Origin of the sequence: Alteromonas lipotrueae (assembly GCF_019249215.1) — a bacterium.
In the GTDB taxonomy this organism is placed as follows: domain Bacteria; phylum Pseudomonadota; class Gammaproteobacteria; order Enterobacterales; family Alteromonadaceae; genus Alteromonas; species Alteromonas lipotrueae.
The window spans coordinates 56,684-80,623 of sequence record NZ_JAESDI010000012.1 but is presented as its reverse complement, the minus strand read 5'-3'; the positions used below and the strand labels follow the sequence as shown (position 1 = coordinate 80,623).

Here is a 23,940-nt window from a genome sequence, read left to right as displayed (position 1 = left end):
TGGTATGAAAGTAGCCGTGTTAGGTGCTGCCGGTGGTATTGGCCAAGCGCTGTCTTTGTTGTTAAAAACACAATTGCCAGCTGGTTCTGAGCTAGCGCTTTATGATGTAGCGCCAGTTGTTCCTGGTGTAGCTGTTGATTTAAGCCACATCCCAACTGCAGTAAAAGTAACCGGTCACGGTAAAGATGACCTAGCTGGTGCATTAACAGGTACAGACGTTGTTCTTATTCCTGCTGGTGTTCCGCGTAAGCCGGGCATGGATCGTTCAGACTTGTTCAACATTAACGCTGGTATTGTTAAGAACCTTATTGAAGGTGTTGCTGACAATTGTCCAGATGCTTGTGTTGGCATTATTACTAACCCAGTTAATACAACAGTGGCGATTGCTGCTGAGACGCTTAAAGCGAAAGGTGTTTATAACAAGAACAAATTGTTCGGTGTTACTACCCTTGACGTAATTCGCGCCGAGACTTTCGTTGCTGAGCTTAAAGAAGTAGACGTTGCTTCTGTACACGTTCCAGTAATCGGTGGTCACTCAGGCACAACTATTCTTCCTTTGCTTTCGCAAGTTGAAGGTGTTGAGTTCTCTGACGATGAAGTTTCAAGCCTAACTACTCGTATCCAAAATGCGGGTACTGAAGTTGTTGAAGCTAAAGCTGGCGGCGGTTCTGCTACCCTTTCAATGGGTCAAGCAGCTGCACGTTTCTGCTTATCTTTGGTTGCAGCAATGCAAGGTGAGAACGTGGTTGAATACACTTACGTTCAAACTGACGACAGCGACGACGCTGCATTCTTCGCTCACCCTGTTCGCCTTGGTGCTAACGGTGTTGAAGAAATCTTGCCATATGGCGAGCTAAGCGCATTTGAAGAAAAAGCGAAAAACGACATGCTAGATGGCCTTCGTGGCGACATCAAGCTAGGCGTAGATTTCGTAACTGGCTAAAGCTAGGATTATGGGAGCGCTGCTCCCATGTACAAGGCAGGATTAGTAAGCTCTACACAAACACGCCGAGTATCCATCCATGGAGGCTTGGCAGTAGCATCCATGCTACTGACAGTTTGTTACGACCTTACTAATTCTGCCTTTTTGTTTGAGGTACCTACATAATCAATTCGCCGTAAATACTTCTCTGTAGGCTCCGCCACCGCATCCTTAGCAAGGGAGGGGCTACTATTTAATTTCAAACCGTTTATCTACTAACACGCACTCATCGCACTCAATAGATTTCATTTTTGTAAGACAGCATTCATGCTGCCGACAGTTTGTTACGACCTCAATAATCCTGCCTTTTTATTTGGGTAAATCACACGGCTGATGAGTTCATTTGTATTGTTAATATGCATGATACCCACCCACAGAGCAGAGATGTCGCCAGTAGCCGTATTGGCTAACGCTTCTATTGAATATCGGTAAACGTTTAAAAAGTTGCGAACGGATGATTGGTTCTGCTAATCATCTAATTGATAAGTGCTACTTAAGGTAGGTTTATTGTTTTTACCGGTAGTCGATTCTATTACTTTGCAATCGGTATCTATGTAGGGAGATAAAAACAAACGGTAGGCGCCAGCCATGACGAAATGCACTGCCAATGTATGCCTCAAAAAAGCGGTGTTCCCCGTTTTCATTTATCTGAAGTAATTTATCGTTATAGTCAGAGTCGCTCACACCTTCCTAGAGTCCTGAGGGCAAAGTAAACCGTTCAAATTGTGTTATAGGCATTAGCGCAAAAAAGGCGAGGGGCGGGTTTATAAGTGATCTGTTCAAATAAGACCTCCTGCCTAGGGATTAGTTACTAATATCGTTTGTTGCCCTATGATTTATCAACAAGCTTTTACAAAAAACGAGATAAAAGGCATAGAAAATTCATTGATATTGTCTACGCTTTCTTTAATTAATTTTACATGTCAGTGTTGATGAATAGCTTTATAAGGTCTTGTTTTCTCATCGTAAGGTTCAACGATTTCCTAATCGTTAAACCTATTCATCAGCATCGAAAAAACTCACTGTAGTAATATAAATCTAATAACTAGAATAATAACATGTCAATCAATCGGTTGGATTGATTAAGTGCTTTGTCGAACAGCAAGAGGTAACAAATATGAGTAACGCGAAGCTAGGCGATGTAAATGATTCAGATAGAAAGTGTCCCGTCATGCATGGTGGCCTTACGGCTACTGGCAGCACAAATATGGATTGGTGGCCTGAGGCGCTAAACCTAGACATATTGCATCAGCACGACACAAAAACCAATCCAATGGGTGACGAATTCAACTATCGCGAAGCAGTGAAAATGCTTGATTTTGATGAATTGAAAAAAGATATGATCGCGCTAATGACAGACTCTCAGTCGTGGTGGCCGGCAGATTGGGGGCACTACGGTGGCCTAATGATTAGGATGTCTTGGCACGCTGCCGGTTCGTATCGTATTGCAGATGGGCGTGGTGGAGCATCTACGGGCAACCAACGGTTCGCGCCACTAAACTCATGGCCGGATAACGTTAACCTTGATAAAGCGCGCCGCTTATTGTGGCCAATCAAGAAAAAGTACGGCAACAAGCTTAGCTGGGCGGATCTTTTAGTTTTTGCCGGCACAGTAGCTTATGAAAGCATGGGGCTTAAAACTTATGGTTTCGCATTTGGCCGCGCCGATATTTGGCACCCAGAAAAAGATACCTATTGGGGGGCTGAGAAAGAATGGCTAGCGCCAAGTGATGAGCGTTATAACGACGTTGAAACCCCAGAAACAATGGAAAATCCATTAGCTGCAGTGCAAATGGGGCTAATCTACGTGAACCCTGAAGGGGTGAATGGTAAACCTGATCCGCTTAAAACCGCACTACATGTACGTGAAACCTTTGCGCGTATGGCCATGAACGATGAAGAAACCGTTGCGCTTACGGCAGGTGGACACACCGTGGGTAAATGCCATGGTAACGGACGTGCGGAAAACTTAGGTCCTGATCCAGAAGGCGCTGATATTGCCGAGCAGGGTTTGGGTTGGATTAACCATGAATCACGTGGAATAGGTCGCGATACTGTATCAAGTGGTATTGAAGGTGCGTGGACGACTAACCCAACTCAGTGGGATAACGGCTACTTTGAACTGTTACTAAACTACGACTGGGAATTGAAAAAATCACCAGCGGGTGCTGAGCAATGGGAGCCTATTGACATTAAAGAGGAAGACAAGCCAGTTGATGTTGAAGATCCGTCAAAACGTTATAACCCTATCATGACCGATGCGGATATGGCGATGAAGATGGATCCTATTTATCGTGAAATTTCTGAGAAGTTTTACAACAATCCAGATTATTTCAGTGAAGTATTTGCTAAAGCATGGTTCAAATTGACTCACCGTGATTTGGGGCCAAAAGTACGTTATATCGGTCCTGAAGTGCCACAAGAAACGCTTATCTGGCAAGACCCTGTACCTGCAGGCAGCACGTCCTACGATGTGAATGCATTAAAAGCCAGCATTGCGGATTCCGGCCTAACAATTGGTGAAATGGTATCTACTGCGTGGGACAGTGCTAGAACCTTCCGTGGTTCAGACTTACGTGGTGGTGCAAATGGTGCCCGCATTCAGTTAGCGCCTCAGAAAGACTGGGAAGCGAACGAACCGGAAAAGCTAGCTAAGGTATTGTCGGTGTTGAAACCACTTGCTGAGGCAGCCGGTGTAAGTCTAGCAGATACCATTGTGTTGGCAGGTAATATAGGTGTCGAAAAAGCCATCGAAGCGGCAGGGTTCAGCGTTGATGTGCCTTTTTCAGCAGGTCGTGGTGATGCGACTGATGATATGACGGATGCTGATTCTTTTGCACCACTAGAGCCGCAGGCCGATGGTTTCAGGAACTACTTGCCGAAAGACTACGTGGTTAAGCCAGAGGAGCTGTTGTTAGACAAAGCTCAGTTGCTTGGGTTAACGGCTGCAGAGATGACGGTGTTAGTAGGTGGAATGCGTGCAATGGGAACAAATTACCAAGGCACTGCACATGGTGTGTTTACAGGTAGTGCTGGCTCACTAACGAACGACTTTTTCACGACTATCACCGATATGCAATACACGTGGAAGCCCACAAGTAAAAACACTTACGGCATTGTAGATAGAGTGTCCGGTGAGCAAGTTTATTCAGCGACTCGTGTTGACTTAGTCTTCGGTTCAAACTCTATATTACGTTCTTACGCTGAGGTTTATGCGCAAGACGATAATAAAGAGAAGTTCGTTAAAGACTTTGTTAGAGCTTGGACTAAAGTGATGAATGCCGATCGCTTTGAATTACAGGCTTAACATTCAGTTTGTAATGTAAACTCACTAAAAAGCCCGCTTCAAGCGGGCTTTTTTATTTGTGCTATTTGGTTAAATAGTATGATTACGTACCTATCAAGATAGGTACTAACCTGTATTACGCATCCCTGTTGCGATACCAGTAATGGTCACCATCATGGCACGCTCTAGTGCGGTATTTTGCGCATTGTCACCCGCTTTACGAATTCTATCTAGCAATTCGATTTGTAGGTAATGAAGCGGCTGCAAGTAAGCGGCGCGAATTTCCATTGATTCTTTACCCAATGGATCAGCTTTCATAATGTCGTCTTCGCCAGTTAATGCTAGCAATGAAGCAATACTTTCTTTAAGTTCCTCTCGAAGGGCTGCACCAAAATGCTTAAGCTCTTCCGGTACTAGGCGCTCATCGTAGGCTTCACTGATACGTGGATCCGCTTTATGGAATACCATGTCCAGCATCGATAAGCGTGAACGATAGAATGGCCATTCGGCAAACATTTCATTCACGACTTTTTCATTTTCCGCATTTTTCACGCTATCGATAGCACGCATTACACCTAACCATGACGGCAAGACTAGGCGTGTTTGCGCCCACGCAAATATCCAAGGAATAGCACGAAGACTTTCGATACCACCTTGTGGCTTACGCTTAGAAGGTCGGCTGCCTAACGGTAACTTACCAAGCTCTTGTTCAGGTGTCGCCACGCGAAAGTAAGGCACAAAGTCTTCGTCATGGCGCACAGTAGCGCGGTAGTTGTCGCGACCCTGACCTGCCATCGTGGTAATTAGTTCACGCCACTCTTCTTTTGGCGCCGGGGGTGGGAACAACATGGCTTCAATTATCGCGCTGGCATAAATGCCTAGGCTTCGTTTGGCCAGTTTAGGCATACCAAACTTATATCGAATAGTTTCGCCCTGTTCAGTAACACGGAATCCACCTTCTAATGAGCCAGGAGGCTGCGAATAAATAGCAGCGTGGGCAGGTAAACCACCTCGGCCAATTGTACCGCCACGACCGTGGAACAAGGTAAGTGAACAGTTAAACTCTTCAGCAATAGCCACTAGCGCTTCTTGAGATTGATACTGAGCCCAACCTGCCGCAAGTGCGCCGGCATCTTTAGCTGAATCTGAATAACCAATCATCACGAATTGACGGCCTTTCACATAGCCACGATACCAGTCGATAGAAAGCAATTTACGCATAACACTTGGCGAGTTGTTTAAATCGTCTAGCGTTTCGAACAAAGGTGCAACTGGCATTGGCCAATCAACACCGCTTTCTTTAAGCAGTAATTGAACGGCAAGTACATCTGATGGCTCACTCGCCATCGAGATAATGTAAATACCAAAACCGTGCTTGCTGTGCTTAGCCACTACTTTACAAGTATCAAGTACTTCTTTCACATCTTCCGATGCGCCCCATTGGGCAGGGAATAGTGGGCGCTTTGAGCCAAGCTCACGTAGCAAGAAGGCTTGTTTGTCTTCTTCGCTCCATTGTGAGTAGTCACCTAACCCAAGGTAACGTGTAAGTTCACTAAATACATCAGCGTGGCGTTCTGAATCTTGGCGTACATCTAAACGAAGTAGGTGAATTCCAAAAACGCGGGCACGGCGAATGGTATCTAGCAGTAAGCCTCTAGCGACTACATCCATGCCACAGTCGATAAGTGACTGGTGGCAAAGTAGTAGGGCTTCTAACAGTTCGTCGTTACTTTCAATCCAGTTAGACGTATCTGGGTTTTTACCGGCTAAATAATTAGCAATACCATCTCGGGTAGCGATAAAACGGTCTAGTAAAGGGCGAAGTAGAGCGCGGTAAGGCTCGTTCGCATCGCCTACTTTTTCACGCAGTGTGTTATTGCAGTCGTACATAGACAGTTCAACTTGCAAGCGGTCTAAGTCAAGCGCAAAAAGCTTCGCGGCACGTTTACGCGCCAATAGTAATACTTGCTCGGTAACTTTAGAGGTTACAAACGGGTTGCCGTCGCGGTCACCGCCCATCCAAGAGCTAAATTGCACCGGTGAAGCATCTAGCGGAAGCGACACGCTGTAGTCTTCTTGCAAACGGCCATCTAGCTCGCGCAGGAAATCGGGAACAGCTTCCCACAGTGAATTTTCAATAACTGAAAACCCCCAACGAGCTTCATCAACAGGGGTAGGGCGCACAGAACGAATTTCCTCTGTGTGCCACGCTTGGCTAATTAAATCAGCAACACGAGTCTCTACCTTACTTCTATCTGTATCGGTTAAAGACTCTTGATGCACAGCCTGTAAGCAGTCTGCTAACTCTTTATGTTTATGAATAAGGGTGCGACGTGTGACTTCGGTAGGGTGAGCCGTTAATACTAAGTCGATGTTCAACTTTCCGACTGCTTCTTGCACTTTATCAGCCGTGAGGTCGGCTTTATCTAGATGCTTAAACAGTGCATCAATAGACGCGTCAACATTCATTGCACTGTTATATTCTTGCTCAGCAATATTCCCTAGGTTTAAAAACTGTGCGAAAGCACGGCCTACCGTCAACAAGTCGCTGTCGGTCATCGTTTTGAAAGTTTCTTTCAGTTCATCACTGCAACTCGTGTCTCCCTGATAAGACGCTCGGCCGTCTTTTCGAATCTTCTCAATGCGATCAAGCCACTCTTGGCCTAATTGGTTTTTGATGGTTTCACCTAGCGTTTTGCCAAGGTATCTAACTGTATCTTTTAGTTCAGCATCGTAATGAGTGTGCATGCTATCCTCCCAATTATATGGCCTTCACCATACTAAGTACTTAACAAGTTGTAAAACCACTTTGCGTTATAATTTACAATATTTTGTTCCATTTGCCCCCATCTATTTAATGCTCAAAGCAAGATAAATTATGGTGTGCTACACTCTTGCATCGGAAAATGCAGAAACATATTCGTGAAACGCGGTTTGTTTGAAATTTGTACTGCATTTGTAATTTAATTTCAGGAGTTCTTGTGACTGATACATTCAACACAGTGGAAACCCAAGCAAGTTACGGCATTGGTTTTCAAATGGGTCAACAATTGCAATCTAATCCTTTTGAAGGTTTAGCTATTGACGCGGTAGTGACAGGGTTAAAAGATGCTTTCGCGGGTCAAGCTCCGCAGGTTGATAACGACGCACTACGTGATGCATTCGGCGAAATCCATAAGCGTATGCAAGCTGAGAAAGAAGAAGCAAGCAAAGCGGTTATCGAAGAAGGCGTTAAGTTCCTTGAAGAAAACGCAAAGCGTGAAGAAGTTCAGGTAACTGAATCTGGCCTACAATACGAAGTATTGGCTGAAGGCGATGGCGAAACGCCAACTGCAGATAGCACGGTTCGCGTGCATTACCACGGCACACTTACTTCAGGTGACGTTTTTGACAGTTCTTACGATCGTGGTCAACCGGCTGAATTCCCAGTTGGTGGCGTGATCAGAGGCTGGACTGAAGCACTACAGCTTATGAAAGTTGGTGCTAAGTTGCGTTTATACGTACCACATGATCTTGCGTACGGTGAGCAAGGAGCTGGTGCAGCAATCGCACCATACAGCACGTTAATTTTTGATGTTGAATTGCTTGATATCTTAGGTTAATTCACTCAAAAAGGTGAGCTCTTGTGGGGGCTCACCTTTTTATTCACTTCACATTTAACGTCACACTTCACACTTCACTTTTCTCTCCCTTGCTCGACTTATACGTCCGTTCTTAAATTAGCATCTACCCTCGTTTTACATTAACTTCTAGCGTAATAGTCGTTAATCATTTTTGTTTTCGTATACATTCTATAGCGTTCCAAGATATTCTTTCGATATAGACGTTAAAAACAGTTTTCGTACTAGGCTACCCATTTGTACATGTGTATCTTTTTGATGAATAAGGTGTTCGGTGTGTATATTGATGTCATCTGCTCCGAGTTGTTATCAGCCTTTGCACGTTTACAATAGGCGCACGCATAAAAAAGGAAAATGAATATGGTTATCAAGCCTAAAGTGAGAGGCTTTATCTGTACAAACGCACATCCTGTGGGTTGTGCAAAGTCAGTAGAGCAACAAATTGCCTATATTGAAGAGAAAGGCAGCTTGGGTGATGGCCCTAAAAATGTGCTAGTCATAGGTAGTTCTACGGGTTATGGCTTGGCATCGCGTATTACTTCTGCATTTGGTTATGGAGCAAAAACCCTTGGCGTTTGCTTCGAAAAAGCGCCTTCAGAACGTAAAACTGGCACTGCGGGTTGGTACAATACTGCTGCTTTCCATCAGCAGGCAGCTAAAAAAGGGCTTTATGCTGAGACTATCAATGGTGATGCGTTTTCTGATGAAATTAAAGCGCAAACAATAGATAAGATTAAAGCCAATATGGGTAAGGTCGACCTTGTGATTTATAGCTTGGCGTCACCGCGCAGAACCGATCCAGATACGGGCGTAGTCTATAAATCTACGCTTAAACCTGTGGGGCGTGAGTACACCACCAAAACTTACGATACCGACAAAGACAAAGTGCATGATGTTACCCTAGAGGCGGCAAACGACGACGAAATCTTAAACACCATTAAAGTCATGGGCGGAGAAGATTGGGAGCGTTGGATGGATCAACTGGGCGAAGCTGGCGTACTTGCTGAAGGTTGCAAAACCACGGCGTATACCTACATAGGAAAAGCCCTAACGTGGCCTATCTATGGCCAGGCGACCATCGGAAAAGCGAAGGAAGACTTAGACAGAGCCGCTGCTGCTATCATTGGTAAAAACACCGAGTTACTCGTTGAAGCGAATGTCAGTTCGTTGAAAGCTCTGGTTACACAAGCCAGTTCTGCCATTCCTGTTATGCCGCTTTATATATCGTTAATGCAGGAAGTGATGAAGCGCGACGGGACCCATGAAGGCTGTATTGAACAAATACATGGGTTGTTCTCTACCTGCCTATTCGGTGATACACCTACATTAGATGAGGCAAACCGCTATCGCATGGACGGCATTGAAACCAATGACGTTACGCAAGCTAAAATTCAAGCCTTGTGGGACAAAGTGACCCAAGAGAACTTTCATGAGCTAAGCGATTACGCTGGTTATCATCACGAATTTTTAAAACTGTTTGGTTTTGATATTGAAGGTGTTGATTACGAACAGGATATTGACCCACTCGTGAAATGGTAAAGGTTTACTATACTTAGTTAAGCCTAATATTGAGTAGAGCCGTCGAATAGACGGCTTTTTCGTTGTTTACTTACCACTTAAACGTAAATGGGGTTTACATTAAATTATAGAAAAGTTGCTCTTTATCTATGATTTGCGTGGCACAAACCGCTCGGTTAATGCTAAAATCCCGAAATTAAGCAGGGGTCTATTCTACCCCTACTCAACAACGGCGTTGATAGCAGTAATACAACAACAAAAATAAGTGTGAATTTTCACTGTTGGTCTATAAAAGAAAAGGCGTATAACGTCGCTTATACATTTGGAATATAAGTTACGGCTTCATAACAGGCTGACCGTAACAGTAAAAAATTCCGTCAATCTAAATATTAAAGGTGTTCAACACCTTAACAATAGTACGCTTTTGCATGCTGATAAGCAGGATTGTCTACGGTCATGCAAAAGAGTATTTCTATTAGAGTAGTGCGATTACATATGATAAAAATCAAGAAAGGTCTCGACCTCCCAATAGAGGGAGCGCCGAAGCAGGAGATCGCTGAAGGGTCTGCTGTTTCACGCGTTGCCATTCTGGGAGAAGAATATGTGGGTATGCGCCCTACCATGCACGTCCAAGTTGGCGATGTAGTGAAAAAAGGCCAGATGCTTTTTGAAGACAAAAAGAATCCTGGCGTTAAGTTCACTGCTCCAGCTGCGGGTGAAGTGGTAGAGGTAAACCGTGGTGCAAAGCGTGTTTTGCAATCAGTAGTGGTTAAGGTTAATGGCAGTGATGCTGTTAGCTTTGATAAAATTGCTGCAGACAAAATCGCGAGTACTGAGCGGGAGCGACTCCAATCAATCCTAGTTGAGTCAGGTATGTGGACAGCGTTGCGTACGCGCCCATTTAGCAAATCTCCAGCCCTCGACTCGATTCCAAATTCAATCTTTGTTACAGCAATGGACACCAATCCGCTAGCCGCGGACCCAGCGGTGATTATTGCTGAGCGCAACGATGACTTCGTAAACGGCTTAAAAGCGTTAACGCAGTTAAGTGGCGGCAAAGTTTATGTTTGTAAAGCTGCAGGCTCATCAGTAGCCACTGGCGATGCCGCAGTAGACGTAGAAGAATTCGGTGGACCACACCCAGCCGGCTTAGCAGGTACACATATCCATTATTTGGATTCTGCTGGTTTGAATAAAACGGTTTGGCATATTAGCTACCAAGATGTAATGGCCTTTGGTGCATTGCTTACTACGGGTGAGCTAGATGCCCGTCGTGTTATTGCTATTGGTGGTCCATCTGCTAAAAATCCTCGTCTAGTTCGTACCTCTATAGGTGCTGATTTAGAAGAGTTGCTAGCAAACGAACAACAAGACGGTGACGTACGTGTCGTTTCGGGTTCCGTGTTAAACGGCGTAACAGCACAAGGTGTTCACGGCTTCTTAGGTCGTTTCCACACCCAAGTATCACTGCTTAAAGAAGGTCGCGAGAAGAAATTCCTTGGCTGGATCACACCTGGTTCAGACAAGCATTCCGTCACGCGCGCTTATCTAGGCCACTTAGGTGGCAGCAAGAAGTTTGATATGACAACAACAACCAATGGCTCTGAGCGCTCTATGGTGCCAATTGGTAATTACGAACGCGTTATGCCCCTAGATATCATCCCTACGCTTTTGCTTAGAGATCTGATTTCTGGTGATTGTGACAGTGCTCAGACATTGGGTTGTTTAGAGTTGGACGAAGAAGATTTGGCATTGTGTACCTATGTATGCCCTGGCAAATACAACTACGGCCCGATTTTACGCGACTGTTTGACCACGATTGAGAAAGAGGGTTAGTCATGGGTTTAAAAGCGTATTTAGAAAAGATTGAACCGAACTTTGAGCCAGGTGGAAAGCACGAAAAATGGTATGCACTGTATGAAGCAGCGGCAACTATTTTCTACACTCCTGGTAAAGTAAACAAAGCTAACACGCACGTGCGTGACAGCATTGACCTTAAACGCATCATGATTTTGGTGTGGTTAGCAACATTCCCAGCAATGTTCTTCGGTATGTACAACATTGGTTTCCAAGCGCAAGAAGCTATTGCTGCTGGTGCCGGTACACTGCCTGACACATGGCAAGCAGGTTTATTCACTGCCTTAGGTGGAGACTTAGCGAATTCCGGTTTGTTAGGGTTATTCTTCTATGGTGCCTGCTTCTGGCTACCTATCTATGCAGTTACCTTTATTGTTGGTGGCTTCTGGGAAGTACTATTTGCTTCGGTACGTAAGCACGAAGTTAACGAAGGTTTCTTCGTTACCTCGGTACTTTTCGCATTAACGTTACCAGCAACTATCCCGCTTTGGCAGGTTGCATTAGGTATTACCTTTGGTGTGGTTATCGCTAAAGAAGTCTTCGGTGGAACTGGCCGTAACTTCCTAAACCCTGCATTGTCTGGTCGCGCGTTCTTATACTTCGCATATCCTGCACAAATCTCTGGTGACCAAGTTTGGGTTGCTGCTGATGGGTACTCAGGTGCAACATCATTAAGCCAAGCGGCTTCAGGCACGCTTGATTACGCTAACATGGACCTTTGGTTTGATAGCTTCTTCGGAACTATCGCAGGTTCTGCGGGTGAAGTATCTGCATTAGCTATCTTAATTGGTGGCTTGTTCATTATGTACATGCGTATTGCAAGCTGGCGAATTGTTGCTGGTGTAGCGATTGGGGTAGCCGTGTTTGCCACCTTGCTGAATATGATTGGTAGCGATACCAACTACATGTTTGCTATGCCTGCATATTGGCACTTTGTTATTGGTGGTCTTGCCTTTGGTATGTTCTTTATGGCCACAGACCCTGTGTCTGCATCGTTTACCAACCAAGGTAAGTGGGCATACGGTATTTTCATCGGCTTTATGACAGTACTTGTACGTGTGCTAAACCCAGCCTTCCCAGAAGGTGTAATGTTGGCCATTCTTTTTGCCAACCTTTGGGCGCCACTGTTCGACTATTTCGTCGCACAAAGTAATATCAAGCGGAGGGTAGCTCGTGTCGGCTAAGAAAGAATCTTTAGGAAAAACGATTGGCGTTGTAGTTGCCGTTTGTCTTGTGTGTTCAATTGTTGTATCTGGCGCCGCTGTAGGCTTGCGCTCGTTACAACAAACTAATGCGTCGCTCGATAAAAAGAGCAACATTTTGAACGCAGCAGGGCTTTACGAAACAGGCATGACGGGTAAAACCATCGAAAGTACATATAGCGAAAAGATTGAATCTCGCTATGTTGATTTGGAAAGCGGTGAGTTTGTAGAAGCGCCAGAGCCAGATTACGATATGTATAAAGCAGCCAAGCAAACTGAATACAGCACAAAAGTGACTAGCAGCAACGTTGGCTTCCAACGTCGCCCTAATGTTGCCAGTGTTTATTTGGTACGTGATGAAGCTGGCGATGTATCTCGCATTATCTTACCAGTGCACGGTAGTGGTCTTTGGGATCTTATGTACGGTTTTCTTGCCCTTGACGCCGATGGCGAAACCGTTCGTGAGTTGATTTACTATCAACAAAAAGAAACACCAGGACTTGGTGGCGAAGTGCAAAACCCAGCGTGGCAGGACAAATGGGATGGAAAGAAACTATTTGAAGATGGCGAAGTGGCTATCCGCGTAGTTAAAAATGCAAACCCAAGCAATCCACACACTATTGATGCGCTTTCAGGTGCTACCCTAACCAGTAAAGGTGTTGAAAACACTATTCAATACTGGGTAGGCGAGCAAGGCTTCGGCCAGTTCCTGAAGACTCAGGCATGGCGTTCATAAGGGGAGTCTCATGGCAGATACTAAAGAAATGAAAAAGGCCCTCTTTGGGCCAATTATGGACAACAACCCTATCGCCTTACAGGTTCTGGGTATTTGTTCAGCACTGGCTATTACCACTAAGCTAGAAACAGCCTTGGTAATGTCTTTAGCGCTAACAACGGTTGTAGCGTTCTCGAACTTGTTTATTTCAATGATTCGTAACCAGATACCATCAAGCGTTCGTATCATCATCCAAATGACTATCATTGCGTCGTTGGTAATCGTAGTTGACCAAATATTGAAGGCTTATTCGTACGAAATTTCGAAGCAGCTGTCGGTATTCGTTGGTTTGATTATTACTAACTGTATCGTAATGGGTCGTGCTGAAGCCTATGCAATGAAGAGCCCACCTCTGATGAGCTTTTTAGATGGTATTGGTAACGGTTTAGGTTACTCATTTGTACTCATTGTTATTGGTACAATTAAAGAGCTATTCGGTTTCGGTACTATTCTGAACTTCGAAATTCTTCCACTAGTTCAAAACGGTGGTTGGTATCAGGGTAATGGTTTGTTAATCCTACCATTTAGCTCATTCTTCTTAATCGGCGGTATGATTTGGGTTATCCGTACCCTTCGTCCCGAGCAAGTAGAGCCTAAGGAGTAAGTCATGGAACATTATTTGTCGTTATTTGTTCGCTCAATTTTTGTTGAGAACATGGCGTTATCACTTTTCTTAGGTATGTGTACCTTCTTGGCGGTATCGAAGAAAGTTAAAACTGCTATGGGTCTTGGTGTTGCGGTAATCGTAGTACTGGGTATTTCTGTACCGGTTAACCAAATCATTTATGTGAACATCCTTGCACCAGGTGCACTAGCGTGGGCTGGTTTCCCTGACGCAGATTTAAGCTTCCTGAATTTCTTAACCTTTATCGGCGTTATCGCGGCATTGGTTCAAATTTTGGAAATGAGCTTAGATAAGTTTTTCCCTGCGCTTTATAACGCGCTTGGTATCTTCCTTCCGCTAATTACGGTTAACTGCGCTATCTTCGGTGGTGTGGCATTCGCGGTACAACGTGAGTATAACTTGACCGAAAGTGTCGTTTACGGCGTAGGAAGTGGTATGGGCTGGGCAATTGCAATTGTGCTGTTGGCCGCTGTACGTGAGAAGCTTAAATATGCCGATATGCCTGATGGTATTCGTGGTCTGGGCTCTGTGTTCATGATTGCGGGTCTTATGGCACTTGGCTTCCAGTCATTCACTGGTATTCAGCTGTAATCGAGCTCGGGAGCATATAAATGAATCAAGTAGAAATTTTCCTAGGCGTCGGCATGTTTATTGCCATTGTATTGGCGCTAGTATTTATCATCATGTTTGCTAAGTCGAAGCTGGTACCAAGCGGTGATGTAACTATCACTATTAACGGTGACCCAGACAAAGCAATCAAAACTGAGCCAGGCGGCAAGCTTCTCGGTGCACTTGCAGATGCTGGATACTTCGTATCTTCAGCATGTGGTGGTGGTGGTTCTTGTGGTCAGTGCCGTGTAGACGTGCATTCAGGTGGTGGTGAAATTCTTCCAACTGAACTTGATCACATCACTAAAGGTGAAGCCCGTGAAGGCTGCCGTTTGTCATGTCAGGTTGCGATTAAGCAAGACATGGAAATCGAACTTGAAGAGTCAGTATTTGGTGTTAAAAAGTGGGATTGTGAAGTTATTTCTAACGACAACAAAGCGACCTTCATCAAAGAACTTAAGCTTCAAATTCCTAACGGTGAAAGCGTACCTTTCCGTGCTGGTGGTTACATTCAAATTGAAGCCCCTGCGCATCATGTTAAGTATAAAGAGTTTGAAATCCCTGATGAGTATCGCGGTGATTGGGAACGCTTTGGCTTCTTCGATATCGAATCTAAAGTAGATGAAGAAACCATTCGTGCTTACTCAATGGCTAACTACCCGGAAGAAGAAGGTATTATTATGTTGAACGTGCGTATCGCTACGCCGCCACCTAATAACTTAAGCCTACCTGCTGGTAAAATGTCATCGTACATCTGGAGCCTTAAAGAAGGCGACAAAGCAACGATCTCTGGTCCATTTGGGGAATTCTTCGCAAAAGAAACCGAAAACGAAATGGTATTTGTTGGCGGTGGTGCGGGTATGGCGCCAATGCGTTCGCATATCTTCGACCAACTTCGTCGCTTAAAAACTGATCGTAAGATGAGTTTCTGGTACGGTGCTCGTTCACTTCGCGAAATGTTCTATACAGAAGACTTCGATGAGTTAGCTGCAGAAAACGATAACTTCAAGTGGCACGTTGCCCTTTCAGATCCTCAGCCTGAGGACAACTGGGAAGGTTACACTGGGTTCATTCACCAAGTTCTTCTTGAGAACTACCTGAAAGATCACCCTGCGCCAGAAGATTGTGAGTTCTACATGTGTGGACCACCTATGATGAACGCAGCCGTTATCAACATGCTGAAAGACCTAGGTGTTGAAGACGAAAACATTATGCTTGATGACTTCGGTGGTTAATCCGAAAATCGACAAGTGAGTAAAGGGGGCGTAAGCCCCCTTTTTGTTTAGTTAAAGGACCCATAACGTGATTCGATTCTTTGCCAGAATAGCATTAGCAGTTATTGCTATGAGCATCCTCTTTATTGCCAGTTGCAGTGAAAAACCCCTTTCGGTAGTACATCTGCAAGGCCAAACCATGGGCACGACTTACAATGTTAAGTACGTACTAGGTGAAGGTGAGGCGGCAGTAGAAGGTTTGCAGGAAGAAATTGACGCTAAGTTAGTTAACATTAATAAAATGATGTCGACTTACGATACAACGTCTGAGTTGTCTCGTTTTAACCAATACCGATATTCAGATAACTTTGCTGTGTCTCAAGAGACACTTACCGTGGTTACTGAAGCCCTTCGCTTGGCCCGTTTGAGTGACGGTGTGCTAGATGTTACGGTTGGGCCCTTGGTCAATCTATGGGGATTTGGCCCGAATAAACGGCCAGAAAAAGTGCCAACCCAAGCAGATATTGATGCAGTTCGCGATTACGTAGGTTTTGAGAAATTATCTACTACGCCAACCGGCCTTAAGAAAGCAAACCCCATGCTGTATGTTGATTTATCAACGATTGCTAAAGGTTATGGTGTTGATGAAGTGGCGGCCATTTTAGATGCCCATGATTTAGAGCATTATCTTGTAGAGATTGGCGGTGAAATGCGGGTTAAAGGCGAGCGTGGTGATGGCAATGAATGGCTAATTGCGATTGAAAAGCCGGTAACGACAGAACGCGCGGTACAAAAAGTGGTGTCTATTGGCACTAATGCTATAGCGACTTCGGGTGATTACCGTAACTATTACGAAGAAGACGGTAAACGTTATTCTCATTTGATTGATCCGAATACCGGCGCACCGATAACCCATGATTTGGTGTCGGTTACGGTGGTAAACCCATCTTCAATGATTGCTGATGGCTTAGCCACAGCGTTTAATGTAATGGGGTGGCAACGTGCAATCGACCTTGCAGAGCAAGAGCAACTTGCTGTATTCCTCATTCGTCGCACAGCCGACGGATTTGAAGAGTATGCCACGCCAGAATTTGATAAACTGGTAGAAGTAAATAATTAAGGAGTAGGCTATGTCTACGTTTATTTTAGCATTCGGTTTCTTCCTCACTATGGTACTCGCCATGGCTGTTGGCTACCTGGTGCAGCGCAAAACTATTTCGGGTAGTTGCGGTGGACTAGGCGCATTAGGTATCGCTAAAGCATGTGATTGCCCCGAGCCTTGCGACAGGAAAAAATCTCGTATGGAAAAAGAAGAAGCGAGAGAAAAGAAATTGAATGAATGGAAACAAAATCAGATCCTTTAATCTGATGATGTAGTTAACCTAGTGATGTAAGTAGGCGCTGATAAAACAGAGCCTTTCACAACATTGGATCACACTATACGGCAATAACCGTTCCTAGATAAAAGCGCGATAGGCTGCAAGCTTACCGCGCTTTTTTTATCTAAAACGATACGCCTATTTTGCCCATTCACTCATAGTTCGCGCAAAGTGGTTGCTCACTATTCATCGTATACAGTGGTAAGCCTAACTGATATGTTCTAGAATACTGTTTTTACATACAGCCCTTTTAAAGGCTTGTATAATAAGAGCTAGCAACTTAGGGGCGGCTTAGGGGCAGTTTGGGAGCATACACCATGCGAAAAATCATCCATGTAGATATGGACTGCTTTTATGCTGCGGTTGAAATGCGTGACAACCCTGCGTTACGCAATATCCCTATTGCCATTGGTGGAAGCTCTCAGCATCGAGGGGTTATTTCTACCTGTAATTACCCCGCCCGTAAATATGGCGTTCGTTCCGCCATGGCCACCGCTTATGCATTCAAGCTTTGCCCAAATCTCACCTTAGTGAAAGGGCGCATGGAGGCTTACGTAAAAGAGTCTCAACGAATTCGCGAAATATTTGCCGACTATACCGATTTAATCGAGCCACTTTCGTTAGATGAAGCTTACCTCGATGTGACCAATAGCCAATATTGTGGTGGCAGTGCCACGTTAATAGCCGAAGAAATTAGAAGTCGAATTGAGTCAGAGTTGGGCTTAACCGCATCGGCGGGCGTTGCACCCTGTAAGTTCGTAGCAAAAGTGGCCAGCGATGAAAATAAGCCTAATGGTATTTGTGTCATTACTCCTGATAAATTAGATAGTTTTGTGAGGGGCATGCCTCTTAAAAAAATTCCAGGGGTAGGTAAGGTGACAATGCTAAAGCTACAACGATTAGGCTTAGCTACCTGTAACGATGTGCGCAGTTATCCTTTTGAGCGCATACAAAAGGAATTAGGTAAATTTGGTGCGGTATTATGGGAGCGTGCGCATGGTATTGATGATCGAGAACTGTCAGTATCAAGAGAGCGTAAGTCTATAGGCGTAGAGCGCACCCTAAGCAACGATATTCATTCGATGGAAGAATGTAGAGACTTTATGCCTCATTTACTGGAAAAGCTTCAGGAACGCATTCAGGCGCATGAAAAGCGCACAGGCAAACCTGTTCGTATTCGTACTCAAGGGGTGAAACTTAAATTTCAAGACTTCCAGCTAACCACGGTTGAGCATCGATGCCTTTCGTTAAATGCGCATTACTTTGATACCCTACTAAAAGAAGCTTACGAGCGCGCTAAAGGCCGTGGTATACGCTTAGTTGGGCTACATATTGGTCTTGGTGAGGCACAAACCATACATCAGCTCCCTTTGCCCCTAGAAGGTGAGTAGAAAAGTGAGTAGTAAAGAGCGTAGACTGGTGTGTACATAGGTGAATAGCCGCAAAGTACGGGAAACCTTATCAGACGCTTTATGAACAGAGCCCGAATTTTACCGTATTCAAATTAACAAAAAAGTGAAAAGCAGGAACCATCATGACTACCCCGGAACCTAAAACCCAAGAACTTAAAACCCCAGGTCGATACCGCCATTATAAAGGCAGTGATTACGACGTTTACGAAGTGGCGATACATTCAGAAGACGAGTCTTCCTTAGTGGTATATCGTCCATGTTATGGCGAAAAAGCCCTGTGGGTTCGTCCATTAAGTATGTTTCAAGAAGAGGTGGTGGTAGAAGGTAAGTCAGTCCCTCGATTTGCTTATATTGGTGAGATCCCAAACGACGAAAAAATGATCTGAACCGTAAACTAAGTCATAGTGTACTTAAATCTATTTAATAATAAGCACTCTTTAAGGGAACCCTAATGACGCACAAACTTACCCGAAGTTTTCTACTTGCTGCAAGTTTAGTATCGACCACCTTCATTCCTGCCGCTTTTTCGCAAGACCGTTTCGAAAAGGTTGAAATAGAGGCAACAGCACTTAAAGGTTCTGTGCATATGTTGACGGGGATGGGCGGCAATATCGGCGTTTCTGCGGGTGACGATGGCATTCTAATTATTGACGATCAATTCGCACCTCTAGCTGAAAAAATTGCGACGGCACTTGGCGAGCTTGGCAGCGATAAGCCCAAGTATGTGATTAACACCCATTACCACGGCGACCATACAGGCTCAAATGCATTTTTCCACAGCCACAAAGGCGCGACTATATTAGCCCACGATAACGTGCGCATTCGATTAGCCAACGATGAAAAAGTATCGCCAGATGCGCTACCAGCTATCACTTATGAAAACGGTATTAAGTTACATTTTAACGGTGAAACCATTCACATTATGCATCTTGAATCAGGGCACACCGATGGCGATAGCATAGTATGGTTTGAACAGCCGGATATCATGCACACGGGTGATTTATTCTTTAATGGGTTATTCCCATTCATCGACTTAAATTCTGGCGGCAGTGTTAAAGGCTACATCGAATCAGTCAAGCAAGTGTTGGCGAAGATAAATGACGATACTGTGCTCATTCCTGGTCATGGAGAACTTAGCAATAAAACCGAGTACACCAATTTTCTTGCCATGATTGAAGAAACTTTTGCCTTTGTAAAAGCGCAGAAAGCAAAAGGCATGAGCCTTGAAGCAATTACTGAAGCAGGGCTCGATAGTAAATGGGACAAGTGGGCATGGAGCTTCATTTCTGAAGAGAAGTGGATTACAACATTATACAAAGGCGCTTAGTCGAAGCACGTAGAGCCACTTTTAAAAACAAACAAGGAGCAGCTAAGTAGCAGCTCCTTTTTTTAGTTATCGGTAAGCATAGAAATTTTCGCTTTATCTAACCATTTTAATTGCGCCAGCGGATAGCCCAAAAAGAATTTTTCTCTTGATAAAATAATTCGATTTTCAATGCGCTTAATACCAAGCTCTTCTCTGTCACTCAGCAAGGTACAGGCATCATTTAGTTTGGCGATATTCGCAAAACAACTGAACGACACATAATCCACTTTTCCTGTAATCTGCATGCAATCCATGAACTCTGGTATTTCTTGAATAGCAGCAATAAAGCGCCGTTTAAATGGGGCACTATTGTCATGCAAGGTAAATTCAACATACGCGAAAACATGTTCGCACATGGCTTCAATATTCACATCAGCGTGAAAGGTGCGAAAGTACCCGGCTTCTTTTAATGCTTTTACTCGCTGAAAGCAGGCGCTAGGGGAAAGGTTAACTCGGCCCGCTAATTCCACGTTGGTGAGGTCTGCTTGCAAATGCAATATAGCCAATATTTTTTGATTGTAACTATCTAAATGAATAATCTTTTTCATAAGGTGGTTTCTGTTGGCTTAAACACACGAGTTACTACATTTAGAACTGTTTTTCGCGCTGAATTCCTTTTCTCCTTGTCCATCATGTTTACCCCTGTTGCCGCTATCTACTGCGCTGACTTTTTTATTCTGCGACGACAAGCTGTGTACCGGGCGGGTGACTTTATTCCTGCGTTTAACATTTGCGCCATAGCCGCGTGGATAACCGGTATCCTGTTTAGCTTTTCGAGCGCTGAAACTGGGCTTTTTATCACCCCTATTGAAGCCATAGACGCCTTAATTATTTCCTTAGCCAGCTACCTTTTTTTATCCCGCGCAATGCGAGTTCTTACTAATAAGACCGCCATAAAGAACAGTGCCAATAGCGCTACACCCGCAACCATAACCGCAACCAAAGACACCACCGAAAGAGAAAACCTATGAAAGAACTAAGCTTTCAAGATATGAAAGACATTTTGCTAGGCTGTACTGTGCTAGGCACCGGGGGCGGTGGTGAAATGAGTGAAGGCCTAGAATTAATTAACGAAGTGATAGAGAAAGGATTACCACTTCGGCTTGTAGGGCTAGATGAAGCCCCCGACGATGAATGGATTTGCACGCCTTATTTGCTCGGCGCCCTCGATTTAACGGCCAAAGAGGCCGACGAATACAAAGCCTTACCCAGAAATGCTGAGCCAGCTATATGCGCCGCGTATAGCCGCATAGAGTCTTATTTTGATAGAAAGTTTTATGGCACGGTATGCTGTGAAATGGGCGGTTCCAATACGGCTGTGGCATTTTATACCGCAGCGTTAAATGGTGGCGTGGTGATTGACGGTGATCCCGCTGGGCGGGCTGTACCTGAAATAACCCACTCAACCTATTATCTAAACGGACTTGATGCCGCGCCTGTTATTGCCGCCAATAGCTTTTGCGAAATCTTCGTGTGTGAAGGGTTGCATGATGACCAAAGAGCCGAGCACGTTATGCGTGCACTTTGCCGAGTTAGCGCCAACGACATTGCGGCTATCGACCACGCTATGCCGGTAAAAGATATCCGTCATGCCCTTATTGGTGGAACTATTTCAAAAGCGTGGGCGCTAGGTAAAGCAGTGTCGGCAGCCAAACAGCAAGGTGCGGATATTGCCAAAGTGATTGCAGACGTTGGCAATGGTTTTGTTGCCTTTAGAGGCAAAGTGACAGCCTTTGAATTTGATACCATAGGTGGCTTTTCTGTCGGAACCGTTGATTTAGCTGGCGCAGACGATGATGAAGGGAGATGACGCAGGACATACCTACCAGTTAGGGGTTAAGAACGAAAACCTGGTCAGCTACTACGATGGTGAAGTGGATGTGACTATTCCAGATCTCATTTGTGTAATTGATGAGAATACCGGTGAGCCAGTGACCAATCCGCATTATGAAATTGGCCAATCGTTAGCGGTTATTATTTTGCCTGCACCTGATGCATTTTTAACCCCAAAGGGCTTAGCTACCTTTGGTCCAGCGTATGTTGGTGTAGATGCGCCTTATCGCCCAGCTAGCTTGCAAAACAGGCACAATAAATAGGTGTAAATTAGACGTATTGCGCGTTGCTTAGCGCGCCAAGCTTGTTTATGCTCAAGCCTGTTATTATTAACGTTCTAAAAAAGGGTACATCGTGTGTGAACTGCTTGGCATGAGTGCCAATACGCCAACTGATTTGTGTTTTAGCTTTACTGGCCTCACCCGACGTGGTGGCGAGACAGGCCCGCACAAAGATGGCTGGGGCATGGCATTTTATGAAGGCAAGGGCATTCGCCTTTTTCACGATCCAGAGCCCTGTGCCACGTCTCAAATTGCAGAGTTTGTATCTCACCTGCCGATTAAAAGCGAAACGGCTATTTGTCATATTCGCCAAGCTAATGTAGGCAATATAAACCTTGCTAACACCCACCCTTTCACCCGTGAAATGTGGGGTAAGTATTGGGTGTTTGCCCACAATGGGCAGCTGCCTAACTTTGTACCTCGTGAAGGTATGTATGAAGCCGTTGGGGATACTGACAGCGAAGCCATGTTCTGCGACTTAATGAATCAGGTGCGCGAGAACTTGCCTCGTGATGCGATGCCGCAACAATTGGCCGATACACTGGTGGATATCGCAAAAGGCTACGCAGAGCAGGGCGTATTCAATTGTTTATTAAGCAATGGCGACTGGTTGTTTTCATTTTGTAGCACCAAAATGGCGAGCATTACCCGCCGTGCCCCGTTTGGCCCAGCTTGCCTCAGCGACGTGGAGGTAGAGATTGATTTTGCTGCAGAAACCACACCCAACGATGTGGTGAGTATCATTGCCACTGCGCCACTAACCCATGACGAACAATGGGATATTTACGAGCGTGGTGAATGGAAGCTATGGCAGCAAGGCGAGGTGATTGCCAGCGGTAAAGTGGATGTTCCTGTGCACAAATCTGAAGCGGCCATGACAAGCCCAAGCCCTGAATTGAGCGCGTAACAAGCAAGTTGAGCTAACATCGCTTTTTGCTGATTTAACTGCTTCCAAGCGCTTGTACAATCAACGACTGAATTTTTTGATAGCGTAGTGGCAACGAACGGTGGGGTGTTTTCACAAAGTAAAGAGGCTCCGCAACATCGTTTGTTGCAGGGTATATCGTTAAACTTTCAGTGGCGTTGGCAAAGCTATCTAGTACTTTAATGGGCAGTACGGTAAAGCCCAGCCCTTTGCTTACGGGCAATAAAATTTGAGACAGCTGATTAATGTAACCACGCTTTGGCAACCGACTAGGATCTAATTGCATTAGCGCTTGCTCGCCCGAGTGGCTAAAGTAAAGTTTTAGGTAGTGCATGGCGTCGGGGTGGTTAATCAACCCAAGCGATAGCAAGATATCGGCAATGTCTTTTTCTTGGCTACTTGCACTATTGTCAGCACTATTATCAGCACTATTCGTACTTAAATTACCAAGAGCACCTTTGGGCAATATAAGCCCCAAAGATTCGCTACCGATTTTTTCAGAGGAAAACATCTCTTCATCAGGTTGTTGCGTGACGATGCCTAACTCTAGGCTAGAAGCGTGAATGCTATTGAGGATGGTTCGGTTGGGCGCAACTTCTAAATGTATACTCAAACTCGGATGGGCAACCTGTAGCTCAACAAGTACAGGGTACAAACGCTGAGCCAACGCACCCGAGCAACCAATTACACACTGTCCTTCGTAGGGCGCATCAAACTTTAAGCTTTCTATGAGTGCCTGTTCATGCTTACTCAAGCTTTGCGCATAGTCGTAAACTCGTTGCCCTTGTTCAGTTAGCTCTACACCTTTACCTAGGCGAATGAGTAACTCACAGCCACAGGCTTCTTCCAATTTTTTTATGTGTTGGCTCACACCGGGCTGCGTCATAAATCGTTGTTCTGCGGTACGGGTAAAATTCCCCGTTTCTACTAGCACTTTGAACGTATCAAGCCACTGTGGATTTAGCATGGTATAAATTTAAATTATGGATTTGAGAATTAATCATAATTTCTAGTGTTTGCTTTGTCTAGTTAATATACGTGCATACTTTACATTGA

Annotated in this window: 23 protein-coding genes; 19 read left to right on the top strand and 4 right to left on the bottom strand. The window is 44.8% G+C overall.

What is annotated here, in order from left to right:
• Nucleotides 1-4 precede the first annotated feature (4 nt).
• Nucleotides 5-943: a malate dehydrogenase gene (gene mdh / locus JKP82_RS15255; RefSeq protein ID WP_159533336.1), complete on the top strand. Its 939-nt coding sequence runs from the start codon at nt 5-7 to the stop codon at nt 941-943.
• Between the two features lie 506 nt (nt 944-1,449).
• Here the strand turns inward: mdh and JKP82_RS15250 are convergent.
• The gene (locus JKP82_RS15250; protein ID WP_201510815.1) at nt 1,450-1,590 is read right to left on the bottom strand and encodes a hypothetical protein; all 141 of its coding nucleotides are present in this window, start codon (nt 1,588-1,590) and stop codon (nt 1,450-1,452) included.
• A 509-nt stretch (nt 1,591-2,099) separates the two neighbouring features.
• Here JKP82_RS15250 and katG point away from each other — a divergent pair.
• Nucleotides 2,100-4,289, top strand: a complete 2,190-nt coding sequence (gene katG / locus JKP82_RS15245; RefSeq protein WP_159533334.1) for a catalase/peroxidase HPI — start codon at nt 2,100-2,102, stop codon at nt 4,287-4,289.
• A 105-nt stretch (nt 4,290-4,394) separates the two neighbouring features.
• Here katG and ppc read toward each other — a convergent pair whose 3' ends face one another.
• Nucleotides 4,395-7,016 carry a phosphoenolpyruvate carboxylase gene (gene ppc, locus JKP82_RS15240; protein ID WP_159533332.1) on the bottom strand — a complete coding sequence of 874 codons (2,622 nt, stop codon included), beginning with the start codon at nt 7,014-7,016 and terminating at the stop codon, nt 4,395-4,397.
• A gap of 233 nt (nt 7,017-7,249) precedes the next feature.
• On the opposite strand from ppc, the gene bamJ reads away from it, so the two are divergent.
• From bamJ to JKP82_RS15175, 13 genes are all read left to right on the top strand, one after another.
• Nucleotides 7,250-7,870, top strand: coding sequence for a BamJ family beta-barrel-assembly machinery protein (gene bamJ / locus JKP82_RS15235; RefSeq protein ID WP_057789303.1), 621 nt, complete (start codon nt 7,250-7,252; stop codon nt 7,868-7,870).
• A 378-nt stretch (nt 7,871-8,248) separates the two neighbouring features.
• Nucleotides 8,249-9,427, top strand: a complete 1,179-nt coding sequence (gene fabV, locus JKP82_RS15230) for an enoyl-ACP reductase FabV (RefSeq protein WP_218397682.1) — start codon at nt 8,249-8,251, stop codon at nt 9,425-9,427.
• Between the two features lie 474 nt (nt 9,428-9,901).
• Complete coding sequence (locus JKP82_RS15225; protein WP_218397715.1) at nt 9,902-11,242, top strand: Na(+)-translocating NADH-quinone reductase subunit A; 1,341 nt, start codon at nt 9,902-9,904, stop codon at nt 11,240-11,242.
• Between the two features lie 2 nt (nt 11,243-11,244).
• Nucleotides 11,245-12,447, top strand: a complete 1,203-nt coding sequence (locus JKP82_RS15220; protein ID WP_159533328.1) for an NADH:ubiquinone reductase (Na(+)-transporting) subunit B — start codon at nt 11,245-11,247, stop codon at nt 12,445-12,447.
• Nucleotides 12,437-13,201, top strand: a complete 765-nt coding sequence (locus JKP82_RS15215; RefSeq protein WP_159533326.1) for a Na(+)-translocating NADH-quinone reductase subunit C — start codon at nt 12,437-12,439, stop codon at nt 13,199-13,201. The genes JKP82_RS15220 and JKP82_RS15215 overlap by 11 nt, the downstream gene beginning before the upstream one ends.
• A gap of 10 nt (nt 13,202-13,211) precedes the next feature.
• Nucleotides 13,212-13,844: an NADH:ubiquinone reductase (Na(+)-transporting) subunit D gene (locus tag JKP82_RS15210; protein WP_126872855.1), complete on the top strand. Its 633-nt coding sequence runs from the start codon at nt 13,212-13,214 to the stop codon at nt 13,842-13,844.
• 3 nt (nt 13,845-13,847) lie between these two features.
• Nucleotides 13,848-14,456, top strand: coding sequence for an NADH:ubiquinone reductase (Na(+)-transporting) subunit E (gene nqrE, locus JKP82_RS15205; RefSeq protein ID WP_013782594.1), 609 nt, complete (start codon nt 13,848-13,850; stop codon nt 14,454-14,456).
• 20 nt (nt 14,457-14,476) lie between these two features.
• The gene (gene nqrF, locus JKP82_RS15200; RefSeq protein ID WP_062088288.1) at nt 14,477-15,709 is read left to right on the top strand and encodes an NADH:ubiquinone reductase (Na(+)-transporting) subunit F; all 1,233 of its coding nucleotides are present in this window, start codon (nt 14,477-14,479) and stop codon (nt 15,707-15,709) included.
• Between the two features lie 67 nt (nt 15,710-15,776).
• The gene (locus JKP82_RS15195; protein WP_159533324.1) at nt 15,777-16,808 is read left to right on the top strand and encodes an FAD:protein FMN transferase; all 1,032 of its coding nucleotides are present in this window, start codon (nt 15,777-15,779) and stop codon (nt 16,806-16,808) included.
• 10 nt (nt 16,809-16,818) lie between these two features.
• Entirely contained in the window at nt 16,819-17,052 is a 234-nt protein-coding gene (nqrM, locus tag JKP82_RS15190) for a (Na+)-NQR maturation NqrM (protein WP_013782597.1), read from the top strand.
• A gap of 332 nt (nt 17,053-17,384) precedes the next feature.
• Nucleotides 17,385-18,458 (top strand): DNA polymerase IV, encoded by a 1,074-nt coding sequence (dinB, locus tag JKP82_RS15185; RefSeq protein ID WP_218397681.1) that lies wholly within the window; start codon nt 17,385-17,387, stop codon nt 18,456-18,458.
• A gap of 143 nt (nt 18,459-18,601) precedes the next feature.
• A complete protein-coding gene (locus tag JKP82_RS15180) occupies nt 18,602-18,865 on the top strand; it encodes a DUF1653 domain-containing protein (protein ID WP_159533320.1) in 264 nt (87 codons plus the stop codon).
• A 65-nt stretch (nt 18,866-18,930) separates the two neighbouring features.
• A complete protein-coding gene (locus JKP82_RS15175; protein ID WP_159533318.1) occupies nt 18,931-19,806 on the top strand; it encodes an MBL fold metallo-hydrolase in 876 nt (291 codons plus the stop codon).
• Between the two features lie 62 nt (nt 19,807-19,868).
• On the opposite strand, the gene JKP82_RS15170 is transcribed toward JKP82_RS15175, so the two are convergent.
• Nucleotides 19,869-20,393 (bottom strand): Lrp/AsnC family transcriptional regulator, encoded by a 525-nt coding sequence (locus JKP82_RS15170; RefSeq protein ID WP_218397678.1) that lies wholly within the window; start codon nt 20,391-20,393, stop codon nt 19,869-19,871.
• Here JKP82_RS15170 and JKP82_RS15165 point away from each other — a divergent pair.
• The 4 genes from JKP82_RS15165 (at nt 20,376) to JKP82_RS15155 (ending at nt 22,866) form a co-directional block, all read left to right on the top strand.
• Entirely contained in the window at nt 20,376-20,816 is a 441-nt protein-coding gene (locus tag JKP82_RS15165) for an SLC5/6 family protein (RefSeq protein ID WP_159533314.1), read from the top strand. The two genes, JKP82_RS15170 and JKP82_RS15165, sit on opposite strands and share 18 nt — an antisense overlap.
• Nucleotides 20,813-21,655: an S-methyl thiohydantoin desulfurase family protein gene (locus JKP82_RS15160; protein WP_258544408.1), complete on the top strand. Its 843-nt coding sequence runs from the start codon at nt 20,813-20,815 to the stop codon at nt 21,653-21,655. Before JKP82_RS15165 ends, JKP82_RS15160 begins: the two co-directional genes overlap by 4 nt.
• A complete protein-coding gene (locus JKP82_RS20915; protein WP_258544407.1) occupies nt 21,639-21,941 on the top strand; it encodes an S-methyl thiohydantoin desulfurase domain-containing protein in 303 nt (100 codons plus the stop codon). Before JKP82_RS15160 ends, JKP82_RS20915 begins: the two co-directional genes overlap by 17 nt.
• A gap of 91 nt (nt 21,942-22,032) precedes the next feature.
• Nucleotides 22,033-22,866, top strand: a complete 834-nt coding sequence (locus tag JKP82_RS15155; protein WP_159533310.1) for a class II glutamine amidotransferase — start codon at nt 22,033-22,035, stop codon at nt 22,864-22,866.
• 34 nt (nt 22,867-22,900) lie between these two features.
• On the opposite strand, the gene JKP82_RS15150 is transcribed toward JKP82_RS15155, so the two are convergent.
• Nucleotides 22,901-23,851, bottom strand: a complete 951-nt coding sequence (locus tag JKP82_RS15150) for a LysR family transcriptional regulator (protein ID WP_218397676.1) — start codon at nt 23,849-23,851, stop codon at nt 22,901-22,903.
• Nucleotides 23,852-23,940: the final 89 nt, after the last annotated feature.

What these genes read in the sequence shown, in the direction of transcription:
- JKP82_RS15175 (WP_159533318.1), top strand. Translation starts at nt 18,931, where the DNA reads ATGACGCACAAACTTACCCGAAGTTTTCTACTTGCTGCAAGTTTAGTA.
- nqrM (WP_013782597.1), top strand. Translation starts at nt 16,819, where the DNA reads ATGTCTACGTTTATTTTAGCATTCGGTTTCTTCCTCACTATGGTACTC.
- nqrE (WP_013782594.1), top strand. Translation starts at nt 13,848, where the DNA reads ATGGAACATTATTTGTCGTTATTTGTTCGCTCAATTTTTGTTGAGAAC.
- JKP82_RS15180 (WP_159533320.1), top strand. Translation starts at nt 18,602, where the DNA reads ATGACTACCCCGGAACCTAAAACCCAAGAACTTAAAACCCCAGGTCGA.
- JKP82_RS15220 (WP_159533328.1), top strand. Translation starts at nt 11,245, where the DNA reads ATGGGTTTAAAAGCGTATTTAGAAAAGATTGAACCGAACTTTGAGCCA.
- JKP82_RS20915 (WP_258544407.1), top strand. Translation starts at nt 21,639, where the DNA reads ATGATGAAGGGAGATGACGCAGGACATACCTACCAGTTAGGGGTTAAG.
- katG (WP_159533334.1), top strand. Translation starts at nt 2,100, where the DNA reads ATGAGTAACGCGAAGCTAGGCGATGTAAATGATTCAGATAGAAAGTGT.
- JKP82_RS15160 (WP_258544408.1), top strand. Translation starts at nt 20,813, where the DNA reads ATGAAAGAACTAAGCTTTCAAGATATGAAAGACATTTTGCTAGGCTGT.
- ppc (WP_159533332.1), bottom strand. Translation starts at nt 7,016, where the DNA reads ATGCACACTCATTACGATGCTGAACTAAAAGATACAGTTAGATACCTT.
- mdh (WP_159533336.1), top strand. Translation starts at nt 5, where the DNA reads ATGAAAGTAGCCGTGTTAGGTGCTGCCGGTGGTATTGGCCAAGCGCTG.
- nqrF (WP_062088288.1), top strand. Translation starts at nt 14,477, where the DNA reads ATGAATCAAGTAGAAATTTTCCTAGGCGTCGGCATGTTTATTGCCATT.
- JKP82_RS15170 (WP_218397678.1), bottom strand. Translation starts at nt 20,393, where the DNA reads ATGAAAAAGATTATTCATTTAGATAGTTACAATCAAAAAATATTGGCT.
- JKP82_RS15150 (WP_218397676.1), bottom strand. Translation starts at nt 23,851, where the DNA reads ATGCTAAATCCACAGTGGCTTGATACGTTCAAAGTGCTAGTAGAAACG.
- JKP82_RS15210 (WP_126872855.1), top strand. Translation starts at nt 13,212, where the DNA reads ATGGCAGATACTAAAGAAATGAAAAAGGCCCTCTTTGGGCCAATTATG.
- fabV (WP_218397682.1), top strand. Translation starts at nt 8,249, where the DNA reads ATGGTTATCAAGCCTAAAGTGAGAGGCTTTATCTGTACAAACGCACAT.
- JKP82_RS15165 (WP_159533314.1), top strand. Translation starts at nt 20,376, where the DNA reads ATGAATAATCTTTTTCATAAGGTGGTTTCTGTTGGCTTAAACACACGA.
- JKP82_RS15225 (WP_218397715.1), top strand. Translation starts at nt 9,902, where the DNA reads ATGATAAAAATCAAGAAAGGTCTCGACCTCCCAATAGAGGGAGCGCCG.
- dinB (WP_218397681.1), top strand. Translation starts at nt 17,385, where the DNA reads ATGCGAAAAATCATCCATGTAGATATGGACTGCTTTTATGCTGCGGTT.